The sequence below is a fragment of the Sphingopyxis indica genome (assembly GCF_032879645.1).
GTDB classification, from domain to species: Bacteria; Pseudomonadota; Alphaproteobacteria; order Sphingomonadales; family Sphingomonadaceae; genus Sphingopyxis; species Sphingopyxis indica.
Genome location: NZ_CP076394.1, coordinates 190,065 through 212,428 on the forward strand (window position 1 = coordinate 190,065; position 22,364 = coordinate 212,428).

The following is a 22,364-nucleotide window of genomic DNA, read 5'->3' on the forward strand; positions in this document are numbered from 1 at the left end:
AGAATGGCACCCAGCCTGCGATCCCGGCCCCGCCCGGCGAAGGGCGGCGATTTCAACCCCGCCGCGCACGGGCTCCGCGGCCTCGCCTCGATGATGGTTTTCTGGGCGCATCTGCTCGGCGGCACCGCCGAGCATGTCTATGCGCACGATCAGGACTATGTCGATCTGATCTTCGGCCCGTGGAGCTTCGGCGCGTGGGGGGTCGAGCTGTTCTTCGTGATCAGCGGCTTCGTGATCCTGCCGAGCGTGATGCGCTATTCGATGCGCGAATTCGCGCTGCGGCGCTTCTTCCGCCTCTATCCGCTGTTCTTTGCCTTCACTCTGCTGTTCGTGGTGCTCAACGGGCTCACCAATGCCTATCCCGACCTCAACACGCGCGTTGCGGTGATCGCGGGCTTTCTGTTTCTCAACCTCTTCACCCACACCGAACAGCTGACCCCGAACGCGTGGAGCCTGACCTTTGAGGTGATCTTCTATGCGCTCGCGTCGCTCAGCTATTTCGTGGCGATCCGCAAGCGCAGCGCGATCGGCACGGTCCTCGTCGCGGCGTTGTGCTGGGCCTTTCTGATCCGCTACCCGATCGCGCTCTTCTTCGTTACCGGCGCGCTCGCGCGGATCGCCTTCGACGCGGGGCTGAAGCCGCACGCGCAGATCGCCCGGCCGGCCGAGGTGGCGCTCGCGCTGCTTTGCATATGGCTCGCGGGAAGCCACCGCTTCGGTTTTTCGCAGGCCGACATGGCGAGCCCCTATGCCTGGGCGCTGATGCTCGCGACGCCGGGCTATTTCTATCTCGCGATCCAGCCCGACAGTCTCAGCACCCGCCTGTTCGGCGGCCGCGCGATCGCCTATCTGGGAACGGTCAGCTATTCGCTCTATCTGCTCCACCCCTATAGCTATTTCGCGATGCGGGCGCTGTTCGACCGCTTCGGCCTGTTCACCGACGACTGGGGGCTGTCGATGGCGCTCTTCTTTCTCGTCACGACGCCGCTGACCTTGCTCGCGACGCATGTCGTGCATCGCTCGCTTGAAGTCTGGCCCTATCGGCGCTTTTTCCACCAGCGCGTCTATCGTTCGGACAAGGCAGAGGCCGTGGCCGGCCCGGCGGAGAAGGATGGTCATCCCTTTGAGCATCACCCGGAAAAGCCGACCGGATAGGCGGGCGGACGGCGTATAAGCATGTGTCGGGCGAGCGATCCGCCCTCCCCAGAGCCGGCCCGGCGCCGGCCGATTGCAGGAAGCACAGACGATGCCGCTCCGGACGGGCCTACGCGATTTCTCTTTTTCCGCCGGCGAACTTCTGCTGCCGCAGGGCATCAAGACGAAGGGGCCGCTGCTCGCGCTGCGGCGTGCGGCGAGTTTCTGGGCGCGCGACGCCTTCGTGCTCTCCTATCCCAAGGCGGGGCGGACCTGGTTCCGCACGATGATCGGCTATATCATCAACCGCCAATATGACCTTGCGACCGACAATCCGATGGAGATCCAGCATTTCTGGAAGCTGTCGTCGCGCGTCCCGAACATCGCCTTCACCCACGACGACAATCCGAATCTGAAATTCGGGTCCGAAGTCGAGACCGACAAGTCGCGCTATGCGTCGAAGCGCATCCTGTTCCTGACCCGCGACCCGCGCGACGTGCTGGTGTCCTATTATTTCGATGCCAAGAACCGGATGAAGGTCATCGACTGCTCGTTGAGCGACTATCTGCGCACCGGCCGCGGCAGCATCGACGCCATCGTCGCCTTCTACAACGCCTGGGCGCGCGCGCGGACGAGCGTGCGCGACTTTCAGTGGATATGCTATGAGGATATGCACGTCAGCCCGCGCTCGGTGCTGAAGAAATCGGCGGCCTTCCTCCAGTTGCCGCCCCCCGACGACGAGCTGCTCGACCGCGCGGTCGAATTCGCCAGTTTCGAAAATCTGCGCAAGATCGAGCTTGCCGACGGCTTCGGGCATAAAAGGCTGCGCCCCGCCGACCCGGACAACCCCGACAGTTTCAAGGTCCGCCGAGGCAAGGCGGGAGGCTATGTCGATTATTTCAGCGCCGACGAGATCGCCTTCATCGACGATTATATCGCGCGCCATCTCGACCCCTTTTTCGACATCTATCAACGGCCCTCGTGTCGCGACCGCGCCAATCGAGGGGCCAGGGAACCCGGGCTGGCCGGATAGGCACCGGCCCCCGGGACCGGGCGCGGGCGGGCGCCGGGTCCCGCGACCGGCCCGCCCGACGCGCAGGGAGGATGGTGTGCAGCGACAAGTTCAACCGCTCCCCTGCCCGCCGCGTCCGCGCGCACGGCGATGCCGATAGTCCTGCGCGGCCTTGCGCCGCCCTCTGCCGCGACGACCGCCGCCGATAGCGCGCTGACCGGCTATCGCGCCGACATCGACGGGCTGCGGGCGCTCGCCGTGGTGCCCGTGGTGCTGTTCCATTCCGAACTGGGCATCGTGTCGGGAGGCTTCGTCGGCGTCGACATCTTCTTCGTCATCTCGGGCTATCTGATCACCCAGCTGCTGCTCGCGGCGATGACCGGGGACCGTTTCTCGCTAGCCGATTTCTATGAACGCCGAATCCGGCGCATCTTTCCGGCGCTCTTCTTCGTCCTCGTCGCGTGCGGTGTGGCCGGCCTGATCGTGATGCTGCCCCGCGACCTCGAAACGCTGGGGAAGAATCTGATCGCCGCGGCGACCTCGCTCTCCAACGTTGCGCTCTGGTTTCAGGACGATTATTTCGCTGGCTCGTCGAAGCTCAAGCCGATGCTCCACACCTGGTCGCTCGGCCTCGAGGAGCAATTCTACCTCTTCTGGCCGCTGATTCTGTTCGCGCTCGTCCGCTTCGCGCGCCGCCACATGGTGCCGATCACGGCGGCGGCGGCGCTGCTGTCATTCGCCGTGAGCGTCTGGATGACCGATCACGAGCAGTCGGCGGCCTTCTACCTGCTTCCCTATCGCGCGTGGGAATTGCTGCTCGGCGCGCTGCTCGCGATGGGGGCGGTGCCGCGCTTCGGCTCGCGCGCGCTCGCGCAGGTCGCGGGCGGCGCAGGGCTGGTGCTGATTCTCTATGCGGTCATCGCCTTTTCCGAAGCGATGCCGTTCCCGGGGTTCGCCGCTGCGATCCCCTGTCTGGGCGCCGCGCTGATCATCCACGCCGGCGAAGAGCGCCGGGCAACGGTCGCCTCGGGCCTGCTGTCGCATCCGGTCGCGGTCTTCGGCGGCAAGATTTCCTACTCCTTCTATCTGTGGCACTGGCCGCTGTTCGTCTTTGCCCGCTATTCGATGATCGAGGAGCCGCCGCCGGCGCTGATGTTCGAAATCGCACTGGTCTCGATGCTGTGCGCCGCCCTGTCGTGGCGCTTCGTCGAAGAACCCTTCCGCCGCAAGATGCTGCTCACCAGCCGGCGGGCCGTATTCGCGGCGGGGGCGGGGGTCATGATCGCGGCGGTGGCGTTTGGCGGGGTGCTGGTCGCGGCGCACGGTTTCCCGCAGCGGGTCGACGCCGAAACCGCCCGGCTTGCGGCGGCGACCGAACATCCCAACCCCTATGCCATCCCGTGCCACGCGGGCCTTTTGCTCAAACCCGCCTGCGTGATCGGCGACCCGGCAAGGCTGCGCTATGCGCTCGTCGGCGATTCGCACGCCATGGTCTTGCGCGGGGCGATGGAGCGCATCGCCGAAACGGGGCCGGCGACGCTGTACGGCGGCGCGTCGCGCTGCCCGCCGCTGGCGGGTTTTGGCAGCGAGGCCGACTGCCTCGCAGCCAACGCCCAGAAGCTGCAATTCCTGCAAGCGCATCCCGAGATCGACACCGTTATCGTGGCATCGCGCTGGACCTATTATTATCGCGGCCGGGCGCTCGGCATCGGTCCGGCCGAGACGAACGGCGACCTTCCAGACCTGATCGACGCCCGGGGTATCGTGTATCGCCAGTTCACGCCGGCGGCGCAGCGGGCGCTGACGCGGGGGATCACCGATCTCGTTGGCGCGTTGCTGGCCGCGAACAAGACCGTCGTCCTCGTCTATCCGATCCCCGAAGTGGGGCACGACGTTCCCTTCACCCTCGCGCGGCTGCACGAAAAGGGCAAGGATGTGGAGGGTTTCACGATTCCCGAAGAGCAATATATCGAGCGCCAGGCCGACACGATCGCCATGCTCGATGGCCTTGGCCGCCACCCCCGGCTTCGCCGCGTCTATCCCGCCGCGATCCTGTGCCACGACGGCGCATGCGCGACCGTGATCGGCGGGATCCCGCTCTATACCGACAACAACCATCTGAGCGCCGCCGGCGCGCGGCTGCTCGCGCCCGCGATCGTGCAGGCCACACAGCAATAGGGCGCAAGGCCAGGTTCAGATGGCGCCGAGCAGCAGGGTGACGTTGCCGGTCCGCGGATCGACCGGCGCTGCGGGTTGCCGTCCGCTATAGATGACGCGGTGCAGCGCGGGGGACAGGCCGAAGTTGCGCGCCGAATGCTTGCCGGGAAAGATCACCAGCGCGTCGAGGCTCATCGGCAGGTCGTGCCAGCGGCCGTCGCAATGGATTTGCGTGCATATCGTATCGCGCGTGCCGCACACGGCCGAGAAATAGCGCTCGTCGAGGTGCGCACTTTCGACGAGACGCGCGCCGGGCGTCGGTGGCGGCGCCTTCGTGGGGTCGCCAAAGCGCGCGTCGATCCAGCGCACGAGGCCGCGTAGCGCGGGAACGAGCGTCAGCAAGGCGAGCGCGTCCGACAGGCCCTTGCGCGACAGCTTCGGGTTGAGCTTGCCGCGCGCGACGTCGATACGGAAGCCGAGGCGGCACCAGCGCGCGAGCGAATTGCCGGTCATCGCCTCGAGCCGTTCCATGTCGGCGAGGTCCGCCTGATATTTAAGCCGCTGAACCGCGGTGCGATAGCGCGGAACCGGCCGGCCGGCCGGCGTCAGCGCGGCCATGATCATGTCGGTGATCGCGCGGCAATCCTCGACGAGCTGCCGCGGGACATCGTAGCGGCCCGTGCCCTGCACGAAATGATCGGGGATGGCCTCGAGCCCCCCCGCCTCATCTTCGGCGATCTCGATCTTGCGCGCGATATAGCCGTGAAGGCCCGGCTGGAAATAGGCGAGATCGCCCAGGCTTTGCGACAGATTGGCCGAGCCGTGATGGTTGCGCGCGATGTCGATCAGCGGCGCTTCCCATGGCAGCCGCTCCTCCTTCTGTTCGACGAGCCGCGACCAGAGCCGGTTCAGCGGAATGCCGACGGGAAGGATCACGGCTGCAACGCCGGTCGAGAACAGCTCGAAGAGCTCGCCGGGAAGCAGCACGGCCGACGTCAGCCGCACGAGCGGTTCGAGCGCGCGGGGCGAGGGCGCGGCGCGATCGGTCGCGGGCGTCACCGGCATGGCGGGAGGCGCGACGCGGCCCGCCGGCCCCCGGGCGCCGCTGCGAAAGGGGCGAAAGGCATTCAAGCGATCGACGCCCTGATGGCGTCGGCGATGCGCCGCATCGTGCGGGGGTCGAGCAGATGATCGACCGCGAGCATCAGGTTGCGCGCGCCGACCCGGCGCGCGACAGGCAGGCCGCGGTCGGTCTTCACGGCGAGCCCTGCGAACGCGCCTTCGCGGCTCATGTCGGGGCACGAGCCGGTGCCGCAGCTGATGCCGCGGCGGCGCAGCGCCGCGACGATGCTTTCGCTCGACGCTCCCGCGGGCAGGTGATCGAGGTGCAGCTGCAGATTAAATTTATACCAGGCCGATGTCGTTCCCGCGGCCGGCCGCGGCACCGCGATCGCCGGATGGTCGGCCAGCGCCTCGGCCAGCGCCGCCGCGTTCGCCCGGCGCCGCGCAAGCCAATCGGGGAGCTTGGCGAGCTGGCGCCGGCCGATCGCCGCCTGCATTTCGGTAAGGCGGAAATTGCTGCCGAAGCTGTCGTGGACATAGCGGAAGGCGGTTCCGCCGGGCGCTGCGGCGAGAATGTCGGGATTCTTGCCATGGTCCTTATACGCCCAGGCGCGGACCCACAGGTCGCGGTTGCCGGTGGTCAGCATCCCGCCTTCGCCGCCGGTCGACATGATCTTGTCGGTGCAAAAGGAAAAGGCCGCGACGTCGCCGAACGATCCCACGCGCCGCCCGCCGATCGCCGCGCCATGCGCCTGCGCGCAATCCTCGACGAGATAGAGGCGATGCCGGTCGCACAGCGCGCGCAGCGCCGCCATGTCGCACGGCCAGCCGGCGAGGTGGACGCACAGGATCGCGCGCGTGGCGGGGCCGATCATGCGCGCGGCCGACGCGGGGGCGATCGTCTGCGAAACGGGGTCGATATCGGCGAAAACCGGCACGGCGCCGACCGCGACGACCGCGCTCGCGCTGGCGAAGAAGCTGCGCGCGGGGACGATCACCTCGTCGCCCGGACCGATGCCGAGCGCGCGCAGTCCGAGTTCGAGCGCGAGGGTGCCGTTGGCGACGGCGATCGCATGGTCGGTGCCGACGAAATCGGCGAATTCGCGTTCGAAGGCGCGGGTCTGGTCGCCATGCACCAGGGCGTTGACCCGCCCGCTTTCCAGCACCTCGCGCACCGCCTCGATTTCGTCCGCCTCATATTGCGGCCAGCGCGACGACAGGCTGGCGACGGGTGCTTCGATTGCGCTGTACCGGGGCGCCTGGTCGAGCGAAAGGGCGGTCGGCATCGCGGTCATGCCGGCATCATTCCGTCGCGCTCGATCCGCGCCATCCATGCGGCGATTTCGCCGAAGGGCTTTGCGGAGTCGGCGCTGCCGTTGGGAACTTTCACCAGATTGTGGACGATGCGGCAAAGCTCGTCGTCGTCGCCTTCGGCCACCAGCTCTTCGAGCCGCGCGATCGCGCGCGTCATCAGCGGCAAGGGGATGGCGCGCGAATGCGCCTCGAAAATCCCGCCGATCTGTGATTCGACCTGCCGCTCGCAGCTGTCGAACAGCTCCTCGTACAGCTTCTCGCCCGGGCGAAGCCCGACGAAGCGGATGCCGATGTCGACCTCGGGCTCAAGGCCGGAGAGCATGATCATCTGCCGCGCCATGTCGAGGATACGCACGGGCTTGCCCATGTCGAGGACATAGATGTTGCCGCGCTGCGCGTCGTTCGCGAGCGCGTCGGCGCTGCTCTGCAGGATCAGCTGCACCGCTTCCTTCACCGTCATGAAGAAGCGGGTGATGTCGGGATGGGTGACCGTCAGCGGCGACCCTTGCGCGATCTGGCGCTTGAACAGCGGCACGATCGACCCGCTCGAGCCCAGCACATTGCCGAAGCGCACGGTGATGAAACGCGGCGCTTCGGGGTCGTCGACCCCGCACAGGTCGAGCGCCTGGCAATAGAGCTCGCCGAGCCGCTTGGTCGCGCCCATCATGCCGACGGGGTTCACCGCCTTGTCGGTCGAGACCTGGACCATCGCCCGCACGTTGAATTCGCACACCGCGTCGGCGACGTTGCGCGTGCCGAGCACATTGGTATGCACCCCGGCGCACGGGTTCGCCTCGACCATCGGCACATGTTTGAGCGCGGCGGCGTGGAACACATATTGCGGCCGAAAGCGTTCGAAGACCGCGCGCACCGCCTTTGCCTGCCGGATCGAACAGAGCGCCTGGTAGAAGGCGACGCCGGGGAATTGCTCGCGCGCGTCGAGCTCGACCGAATAGAGGCTGTGCTCGGCGTGATCGAGGAGCACGATTTCCGAAGGCGCGAAGCTCGCGATCTGCTTGACCAGCTCGGACCCGATCGTGCCGCCGGCCCCGGTTATGAGAACCCGGCTGCCGCGCAGCATCGCGGCGACGAGGCGGCGCTCCATCGAATATTCGGGACGGCCGAGCAGCTCCGAAACCGGAAGCGCCTCGATGTCGATCTGCGGCGCGGCGCGCAGCAGCTGGCGCGCGGGGTCGGTGACGCGCCCGAGTTCGAGGCCGAGGTCGTGCGCCCGGCCGATCAGCCGCGAGCGGTCGGCAAAGCGCAGCGAGCGGCCGTCGTCGCACATGATGAGCGTCGTCGGCCGCTTGCCGCGCTCGCCGAGCAATTCGACGGCGCCGGGGAGCATTTCGGGGCCACCGAGCACGGGGATGCCGGCGAGGCGCGAGATGGGATCGTCATGGTCGGCGAGCAGCAGGCCGACCACCTGCATGTGCGAGCTTTTGTCGGCGCGGATCAGGTCGATCACCGACGCGGCCCAGTCGGGCGGTCCGAGCAGCAGGACGTGGCGGATCGCCGCGCCCTCGCTCTTGTCGGCGGCGCGGGTCTGCACCAGCCGGCGCTCGCGCGCATAGCGGCGCGCGACGCGCATCGCCCCCATCGCTGCTGCCAGCAACGACATATGGAGGACCGCGAGCAGAAAGGCGTTCCAGCCGAAGGGGCGATAGCCGAGGAAGGCGATCGCGACGGCCCAGGCCGCGGTCATCCCCAAAAGGATCGTCCGCGCGAGAAACAGGCAGTCGGCAAAGCACAGGAAGCGCCAGCTTCGCCGGTAGAGCCCGGTCGCCACGAAGACCGCGGTGGTGACCGCGGCCATGACGAAGAGCAGGACCGAGGCGGCCGCCTCGCCGCGCGGCTCCGGGCTGTCGGCGAGGTCGAACACCAGGGCGAGCGTCGCGGCGACCGCGAAGAAATCGAGCCCGGCGATGGCGACGAAGCGGACCAGCTTGCGCCGCGAAAGCGCCAAACCGCGCGGCCCGGGCATCCGGCGCCCGGCGCTGCGACCACCGCGCGCCGGGGTATCGCCGGCTCCGAAGCGGAGGGGCGAGGCCGGGAGGCTTCCGTTGACGCTCGCCATCGCAACCGGGGTTTCCGACATCGCCGCTCCCTCGCCTCTCGCCCGCTATCCGCAATGGACCCGCGAGACGTCGCCGGCGCCTTGCGGATGCAGGTCAAACCGCAGGAAAGCTAGCCGAAGGCGGCTGCCGAAACACTCGGTCAACCAGACATTATCCGCAATGGCGAGCGTGGCGATTTCGGGGAGTGTCGGGTGCGCAAGAGGCGCCGCCAACGGGCGCTGCACCCCAAAAGGGGAGTCGCGGACATAAAGTATATCAACCCGAAATTGGTCTCACGCCCGCGCCCGCGCGGGACTAGCTTTCCCGGTGAGGGTTGAAGTCCGGTGTCGATTGCCGGACGCAAGGGAGGTTGCTGGCAACGTGAAGATCTTCCTGCACTCGAGCCTGGCCTTTTCGCTGATCAATTTTCGCGGCGCCTTGCTGCACGCGCTCGTCGCGGCGGGGCACGAGGTCGTCGCGACCGCGCCCGATCGCGACCCCGAGGTGCTGGCAAAGCTCGCGGCGATGGGGGTTGGTTTCGAGCAGGTGCCGATGGCGCGCGCGTCGATCGACCCGCTCGCCGATCTGCGCACCATCGCCGGCTATGTCCGCCTGATGCGCAAGCACCGGCCCGACGTGGTGATCGCCTATACCCAGAAACCGATCATCTATGGCGGGATCGCCGCGCGGCTGACCGGCCGCGCGCAATTTCATGTGCTGATGAGCGGGCTCGGCTATGTCTTCAGCGCCGAGGCCGACAAAAGGCGCCTGCTGCGCCGCTTCGTCAGCCGCCTCTATCGCGAGGGGGTGCGTTCGGCGCGCACCATCTTCGTCTTCAACTCGGACGACCGCCACGAAATGCTCGCCAACGGGATTATTTCCGACCGGCACTATGTCGTGCAGGTGTCGGGATCGGGGGTCGACACCGCCGCCTTCGCCGCCCGGCCGTTGCCCGGCGGGCCGCCGGTCGTGCTGATGATCGCGCGGCTGATGCGCGACAAGGGCGTCTATGATTTCGTCCAGGCGGCGCGGCTCGTCAAAGCCCGGATGCCCGCGGTGCGCTTTCAGATTCTCGGCCGCATCGAGCCGAATAATCCGACCGCCGTCTCGCCCGCCGAATGCCGGCGCTGGACCGAGGAGGGAATCGTCGACATCCTTCCCGAAACCCGCGACGTCCGGCCCTTTCTCGCGCGGTCGACCTTGTTCGCGCTGCCCTCCTTCTACCGCGAAGGGCTGCCGCGCACGATCCTCGAAGCGCTCGCCAGCGGCCGTCCGGTCATCACCACCGACCTGCCGGGGTGCCGCGATGCGATCGTCGACCGGCGCAACGGCCGGCTTATCCCGCCGCAGAACCCGGTCGCGCTGGCCGAGGCGGTCGTCGAGACGCTCTCGGACCCGGTCACGCTGCACGCCATGGCCGACGCGGCGCGCAAGTCAGCGGTCGACCGCTATGACGTCCATGGGGTCAATGAGGTGCTGCTGGCCTGCATGAAGCTCGACCGCGACCAGGCGGGCGGCTCGTCCGATCCGCTTCCGCGACGCACGCTCCGGCCGGGTCAGGCGGCGACCAAAGTTGCAGCGGGCGGCGGCTTTGGTCCGGCATGAGCGAGGCGGCGTCACGTCCGGCGGCTCAGGCGATGCGATGCGCAAGCTGATCGTCGTCGGCGCCGTCGAAAGCACCGAAGTCGCGATCCGCGCGGCGAGCGCCGCGCCGGGCTGGCGCGTCGCGATGGTCGTGACGCTGCCCGCGACGCTTGCCGCGCGGCATAGCGATTTTCGCGATCTGTCGGGGGCCGCGCGGGCGTGCGGGGCGGAGCTGTTGCCGGCCGAGCGGATCAATGCTCCCGAAACGCTGGCGCGCATCGCGGGCGTTGCGCCCGACCTGCTGCTCGTCTGCGGCTGGTCGCAGATCTGCGGGCCCGATTTCCTCGCGCTGCTCCCCGGCCGCGTGCTCGGCTATCATCCCGCCGCCTTGCCCCGACTGCGCGGGCGTGCGGCGATTCCCTGGACCATATTGAACGACGAGCCGATCACCGCGGGCACGCTCTTCTGGATCGACGAGGGGGTCGACAGCGGCCCGGTCTTCGAACAGCGCTTCTTTCACGTTGCCCCCGACGAGACCGCGGCCTCGCTTTACGCCAGGCATATGGATGCGCTGGCGGCAATGGTCGCGCGCGGGCTCGAACGCCTGGCGGCGGGCGACGCGGACGGCGCCGAGCAGGACGAGCGTTGCGCCACCCATGCGGCGCGCCGGCGCCCGGCCGACGGCCGGATCGACTGGTCGCGCCCGGCGACCGAGATCGAGCGGCTGATCCGCGCGACCGGCCGGCCCTATCCCGGCGCCTTCACCCTGTTCGGCGGCGAGCGCCTGACCATCTGGGCCGCATCGGCGCGCCCTGACGACCGGCGCCATCTGGCGGTGCCCGGACAGGTGGTGGCGGTCGATCCGCAAGGCTTGCTGGTGAAGACGCTCGACGGGCTGCTGCATGTGCGCGACTGGCAGGCGGACAGCGAAAAACGGCCCGGGCTCCACAGCGTCCTCGGCCGCGAAACCCACCGGAATCCGGCGCGATCGGGCGAATCATAACCGTTGCGGAAAATCCCCTATTTCCTTCCCGGCGCGAAGGCGCGACGGAAATGCCCGGCCGGCTGAAGGCATGAGTCGCTTCGCCGGCGATTCGCTCCGGAATCGGAGCGATATCATTAGGATGAAAATTAGTACTTTGGTTCAGTGCGCCGGGCGCAACATTCATTTTTTGACCGAGAATTTACCGGAATAACGGCTGCGCGAGGCTAGCTCATAGGTGGTAGGCGGTTTGACTCGACTCCATACGTTCGGTTGGATTAAGGTAACGTCAACTTCTATGTGCATCGGAAAGGGTGTCAGGGTCGCGAACATCGTCCGCTTTGGACCGATTGGGGGTACGACTATGTCCGACTCTAAGCAAATCGCGCTACTCGGCCGGAACGCTCTGATACGCGAGGGGCTCCGGCACATTCTGGCCAAAGAAGATTTCGACATTGCCTATTCGCTCGAAGATCCGCGACATCTGATCGACGCCGGCCAAGGCGGCGACGGGATCGAGATGATCGTTCTCGATCAGGGGTCGAGCGCTTATGTTCGCGAAGACATTCGCACGCTTCAGGCGCGCTATCCCGACGCGCGGCTCGTTCTCCTCGCCGAATCGTTCGACTTCGATAATATGGTCTTCGCCTTTCGCGCGGGGATGCACGGCTATATTGTCAAGGACATGCCGTGCGAACGCCTGGTCGGCTCGCTCCGCCTCGTCGCGCTCGGCGAGCGTGTCGTGCCCGGCGAGTTGATCGACCAGCTTCCCGGCGCGCCCGGCGCTTTCGCGGCGGCATCGGCGGCGAGCGAGGAAATCTGCGAAATGCTTTCGGACCGCGAGGTCGAGATCCTGCGCTGCCTGGTCGTCGGTTACCCGAACAAGCTGATTTCGCGCCGGCTCGACATCAGCGAGGCGACGGTCAAGGTCCATGTGAAGGCGATCCTGCGGAAACTGAAAGTCCAGAACCGCACGCAGGCCGCCATTTATGCGCTTCATCATGGCATCGACGGCAATCAGGCCGAGAGCGGACCGGCGGAAATCGAAACCGATATCGCGCTCGCGCCCAACCCGATGCACGCGCATTTTGCGATGCCGCCCGCGCCGGCGCAGGTGGCCGCCTGACGGCAGCCGCGGGCGCCGGTCGATCCGGCGTCCGGGCGGCCCCAGCGCGTTTTGCCGAATGGACCGACGCATGCCCGGCCTTGCTTCGCGCCTCTTTGCCGCGCTGCTGCTGTTCGCAGCCGCACCGCTGCTGGCGGCCATCGCGCTGATTGTGCTGATCGGCCTCGGCCGCCCGATCCTGTTCGTGCAGACCCGTTCGGGGCTGAACCAGCGACCGTTTCGGCTGTATAAATACCGGACGATGATGACCGGGCGCACGCGCGAGGGGCGCATCCTTTCGGATGCCGAGCGGACGCCGCCGGTCGGCCGCATCCTGCGCCGCACCCGCGCCGACGAATTGCTCGGGCTGGTCAATGTGGTGCGCGGCGAACTCGCGCTCGTCGGTCCGCGCCCGTTGCTCCCCGAAACGCTGGACGCAATGGGCGAACTCGGCCGCCGCCGCGCGCGCGTCGCCCCGGGGATCACCGGCTGGGCGCAGATCAACGGCAACGCACTGCTCAGCAACGACCAGAAGTTCGCGCTCGATATCTGGTATATCGAGAACCGCAGCCCGCTGCTCGACGCGCGAATTTTGATGACGACGATCCTCGTCGCGCTGTTCGGCGAACGGATCTTCTACCGCCGCAGCGTTTGACGCCGCGCGGGTCGGCGTCCGCGGACCCTTGGGGACCCTAATTTATTCGGGTTGCAAGACCGCCGCGATCCAAGGCATCGCTGCCCGGTGGGAATCAGGGGATGCGGGGGCCATGCGTCACAGGATATTGATCGTCGACGACCATCCGATCACGCAGAGCGGCCTGCGGCTGCTGTTCGCGGGGCACGAGCGCTTCGCGATCGTCGGCGCGCTCGACCGCGGCGCCACCGTCGGCGCCTTCGTCCAGTCGCAGCCGGTCGACCTCGTCATCCTCGACCTCAACATGCCCGACGTGCGCGGGGTGAACGTCCTCGCCGAGATCGTCGGTTCGCGCGACATGACGGTGATCATCCTGACCGGCGAAAGCCATTATGGCGAGATCGACTATGCGCTGAAGCTCGGCGCGCGCGCGGTCGTCGGCAAGGCCGAGCCGCCCGAGGAGATCATCGCGGCATGCGAAGCGGCGCTCGCCGGTGAGGTCTATATTTCGCCCGCAATGGCCGAGGCGCTCGGCAGATATCGCCAGCCGCCGGTCAGCCTGTCGTCGCGCCAGATGGCGATCCTCCACTATCTGGTGCAGGGCGAAAGCAACAAGGAGATCGCCTATCGGCTGTCGATCGCCCAGCCGACGGTGTCGTTCCACATCGCCGAGCTGCGCCGCAAGCTGGAGGTGAACAACAACCGCAAGATCGTCGACCGCGCGCAGGAACTAGGCCTGCTCTGATACCTTGCTATTCACCAGCGCGAAGAGCGGATGCTGCGCCGCTTCGCGGCACACAGGCTTGATCATCATCATCCCGGCGGTCTCGCTCAACCGCCCGCGGGTGACGGTGGTGTCGTCATAGGTGAGCGCGACGATCCGTTCGCGCGGCGTGTCGGCGGCGGCAATCGCCGCCTCGAAGTCTTCGCGCGCATCGAAATCGAGCAGCCGCCAGCCGGTGAGCGCGCTTTGCAGCTCGTCGATCGAAACCGGAGTGGTCGCCGCGAAGGCGCAGGGAAGGACGATTTCGATCGTCGTTCCTTCGCTTCCCGACGCGGCGATGCGCAGTGACCCCGCGAGGCTCTGGACCAGCCGCCGCGCCGATTGAAAGCCCGATCCGGTGCCGGCGACGCGCTCGTCGCCGCGCAGCCGCGTCACCGCATCGTCCGCGAGCCGCGTCCGCACCGCGTCCGACATGCCGCGCCCCGTGTCGGCGACGGTAATGATCGCGCGGCCGTCCTCGCGCGCGACGCGGATCGTCGCGCCGCCGCGTTCGGTATATTTATAGGCGTTGCTGAGCAGGTTCGCGAGCGCGCGCATCAGGAGCGGCTTGTCCGACACGATCACGGCATCGCCCGCGATCTCGGTGGCGAGCGTCAGCCCCTTGGCGGCGAAGCTCGTCTTGAACATCATCGCGAGCGGCTCGGTCAGCGCCGCGGCGCGGAAACAGCCGAGCGCGACGAAATCCGATTCGGCGCCGACGATATTCGCCCCCGAGATGGTGGTCGAAACAATCTCGCTCAAATAGGTCGCCGAGCTTTGCAGCGTTCGGGTGAGCTCGTCGTGCGCGCCGGCGCCACCCGTTCGCTTCAGCGCCTCGACCGCGCTGTTGAGCGCGAGGATCACCTGCTTGCTGTCGTGGCCCGAGGCGTGGAGCAGCGCATTCTGGCTGTTGACCGTGGCGAGCGCGAAGGCCTTTTCCTCGGCGAGCCGCGCCGCGCGCTCGCTGATCGCGACGCGCTCGGCCATCGACTGCGCATATTTGGCGTCGGCGGCGAGCTTGTCGGCCTGGATCTTCCTGAGGTTGAGGCCGAGCGCGAGCGTGACCATCAGCGATTCGAACAATCCGACCGGCCCCGCGAGGTGCCAGTCGATCGGCAGCCAGGTGAAGACGCCCATCGACGCGACCGCGGCATAGACGATGAACAGCGCGAGCGCCGCCCAGCCGACGAACAAAGGCCAGAGCTGGCGCCCGATCTGCTGCATCGCCGCGAAGCCGACGAAGGGCAGGAACAGCGCGACCGCGACCGCGACGAACCACACGCCGATATGAAGCGCCGCGCGCATCGCCGGCGGATAGATGGCGAGGCCGGGCTGCAGCGCCGCGAGCGCGAGTGCCGCACCGATCAAGATCCTGAGCGTCAGGTCGCGGTGCGGGAAGTGCGTCGCGGTGCGGACGAAGCTGCGACAGAATTGCGCCATCGCCGCGGCGAAGCCGCATTTGATCGCATCCTCGATTCCGACGCCGAGCAGCGGTTTGTCGGCGAGGAAGAAGATGGTGATATAGCCTTCCGAATGGACCGTGTTCAGCGCGAAGAAGCCTTGCGCGATCGCCAGCCAGACGAACTCGCGATAGCCGGTGACCTGAAAGAAGAGGAAGTTGAGCAGGATCAGGATGACGACCCCCAGCACGACCCCCGACACCATCGCGATATTGGCGCGGCGGTCCTTGAAGAAGCTGCCATAGGTTTCGATGCGGATCGGCATGTAGGTCGAATTTTCGGAGAGGAAGTCGATCAGGATCAGCTTTTCCTCGCGCGGCTGAAGCACCAATTCGCTGCTGAACGCCTGATAGGTGCGCAGATTGTCGCGCGCTTCGCGGCCGTCGGTCCCGTCGACGCGCAGCATCGGCCGGCCGCCCGCGACTTCGTAGAGCCGGAAATATTTGAGCGACCCGCGCCCCGTCGTGAAGATCCAGCTGCCCGGATCGCTGCCGCCATTGCGGACGCGCAAGAACAGCACCGTGCGCGTGCCCGGCGGGCCGAAATGGATCGTCGGACCGGTGATGCGCGCGAGCGGGCCCGCCAGCAGCGCATCCAGCGTATCGGCGCCGACCCCCGCTGGCCGCTTGGCATAGCGGATATAGGGCGCCGCCTCGGCGGCGTCCTGGCCGGGCGTGAGCAGCAGCGTGGGGAGCGCGGGTGCCGCGGCGTGCGCGGGAAGGGCGCTGGCCGCAAGCGCCAACGCCACAAGGATGATCCACCGCCCGATTGTCATGCTCTGCCCCCCAGCCGTTCGTCCATAGGCCGGGCGCATCACGTCGCGTCAATAGTAATCAATTGATATAAAGCGCTTTCACAATTTTCAGAATCTCGCCCCACGATGTTTCATCATTTTTCAGGAGCCGGGCAAAGACTTGGCGCCGCGCCGTCGCGCATCGCGCCGCCGTGGATGGCGCGTTTGGCGGTCGGCGACAGGCGGCGCACCCTAAATTGATTTGGGTAGCGCCGCGCACGGCCGCCAATTAGCTCCACGACAACAAAGCCGAAGAGGTCCGCCGACGCGCGGCGCCTCGTTCGGCCGGGGGCGCAAGTTTGATCGGTGGATGACGCAAGGAGCGGCGCACGGCGCCGCTTCGCCGCGCGATTCCGCCTGTCGGTGCAATATCCAGGGGAGTATGTTTTGATGTCGGCTGTTTCGAAATCCCGTCTGCTCGCGACCAGCGCGATCGCCGGTCTTGCCATCATGCAGATGGCGTCGCCCGCGCAGGCCCAGGACTATGGGCGCTTCATACCCGAAGGCCAGCAGGCGACGATCGACAATCCCGAAGGCGAAACGATCGAAGGCGAAAAGAACGGCATCCGGTCGAGCGGCACTTCGCTGACTCTCACCAACGAAGGCACGATCCGCGGTAACGGCAGCTACGACGGGCTCGACGCGCCGCCCGAGGGCGGCGTCCTCGTCGACGGCGGCCCCGCGACGATCACCAACGGCGGCACGATCTCGGGCGGCGGCCACGGCATTTCGACCGCCTATTTCTACAACGCCAATACCCAGCTGCTCGAAGGGCGCGCGATCGGCGTCACGGTCGACAACAGCGGCACGATCAGCGGCGAGGAGCATGACGGCATTCGCCTGATCGGCGGCGGCGCGGTGACCAACAGCGGCACGATCAGCGGCGGGTTCCGTCCCGACGGCGTTCCGACGAGCGGGGACGGCGTTTCGATGTTCGCCTATGACGATCAGGACCTGTCGGCCGTGACGGCGATCGGCACGCTGACCAACGAAGCAGGCGGAACGGTCGCCGGCACGCGTTTCGGCGCGATCATTTCGGGCGGCGCGGTCGTCGAGAATGAAGGGTCGATCAGCGGCTTGACCGGCGGCCTCTATATCCAGACGAACACCACCGAAGAGACGGGCAAGACCGCGTCGGTGACCAACGGCGGCACCATCTCGGGCGGCAACGGCGTCACTTTCGGCAGCAACCTCGAATCGTCCGAACTGGTCAACAGCGGCACGATCACCGGCACGAGCGGCTTCGCCATTGCCAATGGCTCCTATGGCCGGGCGACGATCACCAACGAAGCGGACGGGGTGATCGAGGGCGCGACGATCGGCGTCTATGACGACGAGGGCGGCATCGACCTGGTCAACGCCGGGACGATCCGCGGCAACGGCAGCTACGACGGCTTCGACGAGCCGCCGCACGCGGGCGTCACCATCCTCGGCGCGCCCTCGACGGTCGAGAACAGCGGCACCATTTCGGGCGCCGGCGCGGGTATCACCACCGCCTATTATTACAATGTCGCGACCGGCCAGATCGAAGGCCGCGCGACCGATACCGAAGTCAGCAACAGCGGCGCGATTTCGGGCGAAAGCAATGACGGTATCCGCTTGATCGGCGGCGGCAGCGTCACCAACAGCGGCGCGATCAGCGGCAGCGGGCGCGGCGATGCCGACGGCATCTCGATGTACGCCTATACCGACCAGGCGGCGGAGGATTACAGCGCGCTCGTCACCAATCAGGCCGGCGGCACGATCAGCGGCGAGCGCTTCGGCATCATCCTGTCGGGCGGCGGCGACATCGACAATGCCGGCGCCATCGAAGGGATCGTCGGGGGCGTCTTCGTTCAGGGCACCGCGCTCGACAGCGACGACCGCAGCGGCGTGACCGCGAGCGTCGTCAATTCGGGGACGATCCGCGGCACCGGCGATTTCGGCGGCAGCGACGGCGACGGCCACGGGCTCGTGTTCGGCAGCGACATGGCGAGCGCGACGCTCGACAACAGCGGCGAGATCACGAGCGACTTCGGCGTCGGCGTGCTGCAGGGCTCGCTCGCCGATGTGACGGTGACCAATGCCGCAGACGGCACGATCACCGGGGCGACGTCGGGCGTCTATGCGAATTCGGAAGGCACGCTCGCGCTCGTCAATGCGGGAACGATCCGCGGCGAGGGCAGCTACGATGGCTTCGACCGCACCCCCGACGCGGGCGTCACCATCGGCACCGCGTCGTCGAGCGTCACCAACAGCGGCACCATTTCGGGCGCCGGTGCGGGCATCACGACGGTCTATGTGTTCGACGAGGAGACGGGTGCGCTCGTCGGGCTCGCCAAGGGGACCGAGATCGACAACAGCGGCACGATCGCGGGCGAAAGCAACGACGGCGTGCGCCTGATCGGCGGCGGCAGCGTGACCAACAGCGGCACGATCAGCGGCACGGGCGCGGTCGCGGCCGACGGCATCTCGATGTATGGCTTCGCCGACCAGGCGAGCGACGACTATAGCGCGTCGGTCACGAATGCCGCGGGCGGGTCGATCGAGGGCGAACGCTTCGGCATCATCCTGTCGGGCGGCGGCGACGTCGACAATGCCGGCGCCATCACCGGCACCGACGGCGGCGTCTTCATCCAGGGCACCGCGCTCGACAGCGGCGACCGCAGCGGACTCACCGCGAGCCTCGCCAATTCGGGGACGATCACCGGAACCCGCGCCGACGGGCTCAATGGCTATGGCGTCGGCTTCGGCAGCGACCTTGCGACCGCCAGCCTCGACAACAGCGGCACGATCCTCAGCGAAGCGGGCGCCGCGGTGTTCCACGGCACGCTCGGCGACGTCACGATCGCCAATGCCGCCGACGGGGTGATGGAAGGCGCGACGCATGGCATCTATGCCGGCGGCGACGGCACGCTGACGCTCGACAATGCCGGTACGATCCGCGGCAACGGCGCCGCCGAGGCCAATGATGCGCCAGCCGATGCGGGCGTGATGATCCAGTCGGCGGGCGCGTCGGTCACCAACAGCGGCACGATTTCGGGTGCCGGCTACGGGATCGTCACCCAATATTATTTCAATGAGGACACGGGCCAGCTCGAAGCGCGCGCGACGGGAACCGAGATCGTCAACAGCGGCACGATCCGCGGCGAGACCAATGACGGCGTGCGCCTGTTCGGCGGCGGCAGCGTGGCCAACAGCGGCACGATCGAGGGGCTTTCGGGCGAACTGACCGACGGCGTCACCATCCAGGCCTTCGCCGCGCAGGATACGAGCGGCAGCGCGATGCTCGGCAGCGTCGTCAACGAGGCCGGCGGCACCATCGCGGGCGTGCGCTATGGCGTGCTCGCGGTGAGCGGGGCGTCGGTGACCAACGCCGGCACGATCTCGGGCGGCCTGAACGGCGTCGTGATCGGCAGGCAGAGCAGCCCCGGCAAGGCGGGCGAACTCGTCAATTCGGGCACGATCGAGGGCGGCGTGCTGATCGACGTCGATACGGCGACTGCCGACAACAGCGGCACGATCGTCAGCGACACGGGCGTCGCCTTCAGCTCGCTCGGCCAGATCGCCTTCGTCAACAGCGGCACCTTGACCGGCGGGGACGGCGTCGCGGCGACGCTGAGTGCTTTCGACGACAGCGTCACCTTGCAGACGGGCAGCGCGATCACCGGCCTCGTCGACGCGGGCGAGGGTATCGACAGTCTAACGCTCGACGGCGATGTGCTCGAACTGACCGAGGCGCAGCAGGTCGGCGCGGTCGCGGGCTTCGAAACGCTCGAGGTCGCGAACGGCTATTGGACTTCGGCGGGCTATGTCGGCGAATTCGAGAGCGTCCAGATCGCATCGGGCGCGACGCTGAAGGTCGGCGAAGTGGCGACCGAGTTCGGTCCCGACAGCGCGATCCTGACGACCAGCGTCGTCACCGGCGGCACGCTGGTGCTCGATTTCGACAGCGACGAAGTGCTGGCGGAGGCCGACGATCTGGTCATCACCGGCACCGGCACCGTCCGGCTGGAGGGCGCGGCAACGATCGTCGTCGACCGGGCCGACGCCGCGCAGCATACGGGGCGCACCGAGGTTGCGAACGGCACGCTGGTTCTGACCGGCGAAGGCCGTCTGGCCTCGACCGTGGCGACCGAAGGCGACGGCGTGTTTCAGCTCGGCGACGGCGGCACGACCGGCATCTTCGAAGGCGATCTCGTCAACGATGGCCGTTTCGTCTTCAACCGGTCGGACGATTATGATTTCATCGGCGCCTTTTCGGGCACCGGCACGCTCGACAAGATGGGCGCGGGGACGCTGTCCTTCACCGGCGATTATGATTTCGACGGCATCACCAACATCCTTGGCGGTTCGGTCCGCATCGGGGGGATGATCGACCCCGAAACCGACTTCAACGTCGGCGGCGGATCGCTCGACCTCAGCGGCAACGACCAGACGATCGGCGGCCTCGCCGGTCAGCAGGGGGCGAGCGTCAACATCGGCGCGAACCAGCTGACGGTCGATCAGGAAGAGAATAGCGAGTTCGCGGGCGAAATCACCGGCACCGGCGGCTTCGCCAAGACGGGCAGCGGCACGCTAAACCTGACGGGAACGAACAGCTACACCGGCCCGACGACGATCGGCGGCGGCAAGCTGGCGGTCAACGGCTCGATCAGCTCGCCGGTGTTCGTCAACGCGGGCGGCGCGCTCGGCGGCAACGGCACCGTCGGATCGACGAACGTCGGCAATGGCGGCACGATCGCGCCGGGCAACTCGATCGGACGGCTGACGGTCGCCGGCGACCTCGCCTTCGCGGCGGGCGCGGTCTATGAGGTCGAGGTCAATGCCGCGGGGCAGGCCGACCGCATCGACGCGACCGGCACGGTCACGATCGACAGCGATGCGAGCGTCGCGGTGCTCGCCGCCGACGGCAATTATGCCGGGCGCACCGACTATGTGATCCTGACCGGCGCCGAGGGCGTCGAGGGGACCTTCGGATCGGTGACCAGCGACCTTGCCTTTCTCGATCCGCTGCTGCGCTACAGCGCCGACACGGTGACGCTGTCGCTCTATCGCAACGACGTCGATTTCGCCGACGTCGCGGTTGGCGCCAACCAGGCGGCGGTCGCGGGTGCGATCCAGTCGCGCGGCATCGACGATCCGTTGTTCGAGGCGGTGGTGAACCAGAATGCGGCGGGCGCGCGGGCGGCCTATGCCGACTTGTCGGGCGAAATCATCGCGAGCACGATCAGCGGGCTGAATGACGACAGCCGCTATCTGCGCGGCGCGCTGCTCGGCATGGCGGCGCCCGAGGCGAGCGGCGCCTTCGTCTGGGGCTCGGCGTTCGGCGGCTGGGGCGACTTCGCGCCCGACGCCGGCCGCACGGGCATGGACACCGACCACAAGGGGCTCGTCGCGGGCTTCGGCTATGGCGGCAATGGCTTTGCGGCGGCGCTCTCGGCGGGCATCGGCAGCTCGGACTTCGACCTTGCCGGCAAGAGCGACCGCGCGAAGGCCGACAGCAAATATCTGGCGGTCCATGCGGTCTATGGCACCGGCGAAGGGCCGCGCGCGGCCTTCGGCCTTGCCTATGCCTGGCACGACGTCGATACGAACCGCTCGATCGGCTTCGCGCCGCTTGCCCAGTCGCTGACCTCGCAGCGCGACGCCGACACGCTGCAGCTCTTCACCGAGCTTGGCTATGACGTCGCGACCGGCGATGTGGCGGTGACGCCCTTTGCGCGGCTCGCGCTGGTGCGCACCGAAAGCGACCCCTTCGTCGAAACAGGCGGCAGCGCCGCGCTCGCGGTCGCCAAGGCGACCGAGGAGACGACACTGCTGAGCCTCGGCGTGCGGGCGCAGGGCGATGGCGGCGACACGGGCTTCAAGCCCTATGTCTCGGCGGCGTGGAACCGCGCCTTCGACGATCGCGGCGCGCGCGTCCGGGCGGGCTTTGCGAGCGGCGGCGCGCCGTTCACGATCACCGGCACGCTGATCCCCAAGAGCTCGGCCGAGCTCGAGGCGGGCTTCGATTATACCACCGGCGCCTTTACCATCGGCGCGGGCTATATGGCGACGCTCGGTTCGGACCGCGACACTCAGGGGGCCAGGATAACCGCCCGATTCGCCTTCTGATCCGCGACCCTATCGGAAGGCATCGGACGGCAGAGGCCGGAGCGACAGACCATCGCTCCGGCCTCCAACTTATTGGGCTAGAGCATCGTGCCGGAAATCTGCACCGTTTCCCCGAGCGAAGACGAGGGGCTGTGCCGAGCGAAGTCGAGGCTGCGACGCTGCGGTTCTCGCTCCGCTCGAACGAGCCCCTCGTCTTCGGCCAAAGGCCGAA

General features: G+C 67.5%; 13 protein-coding genes. 9 read left to right on the forward strand and 4 right to left on the reverse strand.

Going from position 1 to position 22,364, the window contains the following annotated elements; all coding sequences use genetic code 11:
* Window positions 1–3 precede the first annotated feature (3 nt).
* The 3 genes from KNJ79_RS00925 to KNJ79_RS00935 all read left to right on the forward strand — a co-directional run bounded on the left by KNJ79_RS00925 (window position 4) and on the right by KNJ79_RS00935 (window position 4,324).
* The gene (locus KNJ79_RS00925; RefSeq protein ID WP_317152432.1) at window positions 4–1,155 is read left to right on the forward strand and encodes an acyltransferase family protein; all 1,152 of its coding nucleotides are present in this window, start codon (window positions 4–6) and stop codon (window positions 1,153–1,155) included.
* 91 nt (window positions 1,156–1,246) lie between these two features.
* Window positions 1,247–2,167, forward strand: a complete 921-nt coding sequence (locus KNJ79_RS00930) for a sulfotransferase domain-containing protein (protein ID WP_317152433.1) — start codon at window positions 1,247–1,249, stop codon at window positions 2,165–2,167.
* Window positions 2,168–2,296: 129 nt separating this feature from the next.
* A complete protein-coding gene (locus KNJ79_RS00935) occupies window positions 2,297–4,324 on the forward strand; it encodes an acyltransferase family protein (protein ID WP_317152434.1) in 2,028 nt (675 codons plus the stop codon).
* Between the two features lie 15 nt (window positions 4,325–4,339).
* On the opposite strand, the gene KNJ79_RS00940 is transcribed toward KNJ79_RS00935, so the two are convergent.
* The 3 genes from KNJ79_RS00940 to KNJ79_RS00950 are packed head-to-tail and all read right to left on the reverse strand — an operon-like array spanning window position 4,340 to window position 8,777.
* Window positions 4,340–5,434, reverse strand: a complete 1,095-nt coding sequence (locus tag KNJ79_RS00940; RefSeq protein WP_317152435.1) for a hypothetical protein — start codon at window positions 5,432–5,434, stop codon at window positions 4,340–4,342.
* Window positions 5,431–6,660, reverse strand: a complete 1,230-nt coding sequence (locus tag KNJ79_RS00945; protein ID WP_317152436.1) for a DegT/DnrJ/EryC1/StrS family aminotransferase — start codon at window positions 6,658–6,660, stop codon at window positions 5,431–5,433. The genes KNJ79_RS00940 and KNJ79_RS00945 overlap by 4 nt, the downstream gene beginning before the upstream one ends.
* Window positions 6,657–8,777 (reverse strand): polysaccharide biosynthesis protein, encoded by a 2,121-nt coding sequence (locus tag KNJ79_RS00950; RefSeq protein ID WP_317152437.1) that lies wholly within the window; start codon window positions 8,775–8,777, stop codon window positions 6,657–6,659. Before KNJ79_RS00950 ends, KNJ79_RS00945 begins: the two co-directional genes overlap by 4 nt.
* A 340-nt stretch (window positions 8,778–9,117) precedes the next feature.
* On the opposite strand from KNJ79_RS00950, the gene KNJ79_RS00955 reads away from it, so the two are divergent.
* The 5 genes from KNJ79_RS00955 to KNJ79_RS00975 all read left to right on the forward strand — a co-directional run bounded on the left by KNJ79_RS00955 (window position 9,118) and on the right by KNJ79_RS00975 (window position 13,786).
* The gene (locus KNJ79_RS00955) at window positions 9,118–10,341 is read left to right on the forward strand and encodes a glycosyltransferase family 4 protein (RefSeq protein WP_317152438.1); all 1,224 of its coding nucleotides are present in this window, start codon (window positions 9,118–9,120) and stop codon (window positions 10,339–10,341) included.
* A 37-nt stretch (window positions 10,342–10,378) separates the two neighbouring features.
* Entirely contained in the window at window positions 10,379–11,323 is a 945-nt protein-coding gene (locus KNJ79_RS00960) for a methionyl-tRNA formyltransferase (protein ID WP_317152439.1), read from the forward strand.
* A gap of 343 nt (window positions 11,324–11,666) precedes the next feature.
* Window positions 11,667–12,428, forward strand: a complete 762-nt coding sequence (locus KNJ79_RS00965) for a response regulator transcription factor (RefSeq protein ID WP_317152440.1) — start codon at window positions 11,667–11,669, stop codon at window positions 12,426–12,428.
* 70 nt (window positions 12,429–12,498) lie between these two features.
* Window positions 12,499–13,062, forward strand: coding sequence for a sugar transferase (locus KNJ79_RS00970; RefSeq protein WP_317152441.1), 564 nt, complete (start codon window positions 12,499–12,501; stop codon window positions 13,060–13,062).
* A 112-nt stretch (window positions 13,063–13,174) separates the two neighbouring features.
* Complete coding sequence (locus tag KNJ79_RS00975; protein ID WP_317152442.1) at window positions 13,175–13,786, forward strand: response regulator transcription factor; 612 nt, start codon at window positions 13,175–13,177, stop codon at window positions 13,784–13,786.
* Here KNJ79_RS00975 and KNJ79_RS00980 read toward each other — a convergent pair.
* Window positions 13,772–16,039 carry a sensor histidine kinase gene (locus KNJ79_RS00980; protein WP_317152443.1) on the reverse strand — a complete coding sequence of 756 codons (2,268 nt, stop codon included), beginning with the start codon at window positions 16,037–16,039 and terminating at the stop codon, window positions 13,772–13,774. The genes KNJ79_RS00975 and KNJ79_RS00980 overlap by 15 nt on opposite strands.
* Window positions 16,040–16,447: 408 nt before the next feature.
* Here KNJ79_RS00980 and KNJ79_RS00985 point away from each other — a divergent pair, with 408 nt between their 5' ends.
* Window positions 16,448–22,153: an autotransporter domain-containing protein gene (locus tag KNJ79_RS00985; protein ID WP_317152444.1), complete on the forward strand. Its 5,706-nt coding sequence runs from the start codon at window positions 16,448–16,450 to the stop codon at window positions 22,151–22,153.
* Window positions 22,154–22,364: the final 211 nt, after the last annotated feature.

Coding starts and splice junctions, on each gene's coding strand:
- KNJ79_RS00950 (WP_317152437.1), bottom strand. CDS start 8,777: ATGTCGGAAACCCCGGTTGCGATGGCGAGCGTCAACGGAAGCCTCCCG.
- KNJ79_RS00925 (WP_317152432.1), top strand. CDS start 4: ATGGCACCCAGCCTGCGATCCCGGCCCCGCCCGGCGAAGGGCGGCGAT.
- KNJ79_RS00970 (WP_317152441.1), top strand. CDS start 12,499: ATGCCCGGCCTTGCTTCGCGCCTCTTTGCCGCGCTGCTGCTGTTCGCA.
- KNJ79_RS00965 (WP_317152440.1), top strand. CDS start 11,667: ATGTCCGACTCTAAGCAAATCGCGCTACTCGGCCGGAACGCTCTGATA.
- KNJ79_RS00975 (WP_317152442.1), top strand. CDS start 13,175: ATGCGTCACAGGATATTGATCGTCGACGACCATCCGATCACGCAGAGC.
- KNJ79_RS00930 (WP_317152433.1), top strand. CDS start 1,247: ATGCCGCTCCGGACGGGCCTACGCGATTTCTCTTTTTCCGCCGGCGAA.
- KNJ79_RS00945 (WP_317152436.1), bottom strand. CDS start 6,660: ATGACCGCGATGCCGACCGCCCTTTCGCTCGACCAGGCGCCCCGGTAC.
- KNJ79_RS00985 (WP_317152444.1), top strand. CDS start 16,448: ATGTCGGCTGTTTCGAAATCCCGTCTGCTCGCGACCAGCGCGATCGCC.
- KNJ79_RS00960 (WP_317152439.1), top strand. CDS start 10,379: ATGCGCAAGCTGATCGTCGTCGGCGCCGTCGAAAGCACCGAAGTCGCG.
- KNJ79_RS00935 (WP_317152434.1), top strand. CDS start 2,297: ATGCCGATAGTCCTGCGCGGCCTTGCGCCGCCCTCTGCCGCGACGACC.
- KNJ79_RS00980 (WP_317152443.1), bottom strand. CDS start 16,039: ATGACAATCGGGCGGTGGATCATCCTTGTGGCGTTGGCGCTTGCGGCC.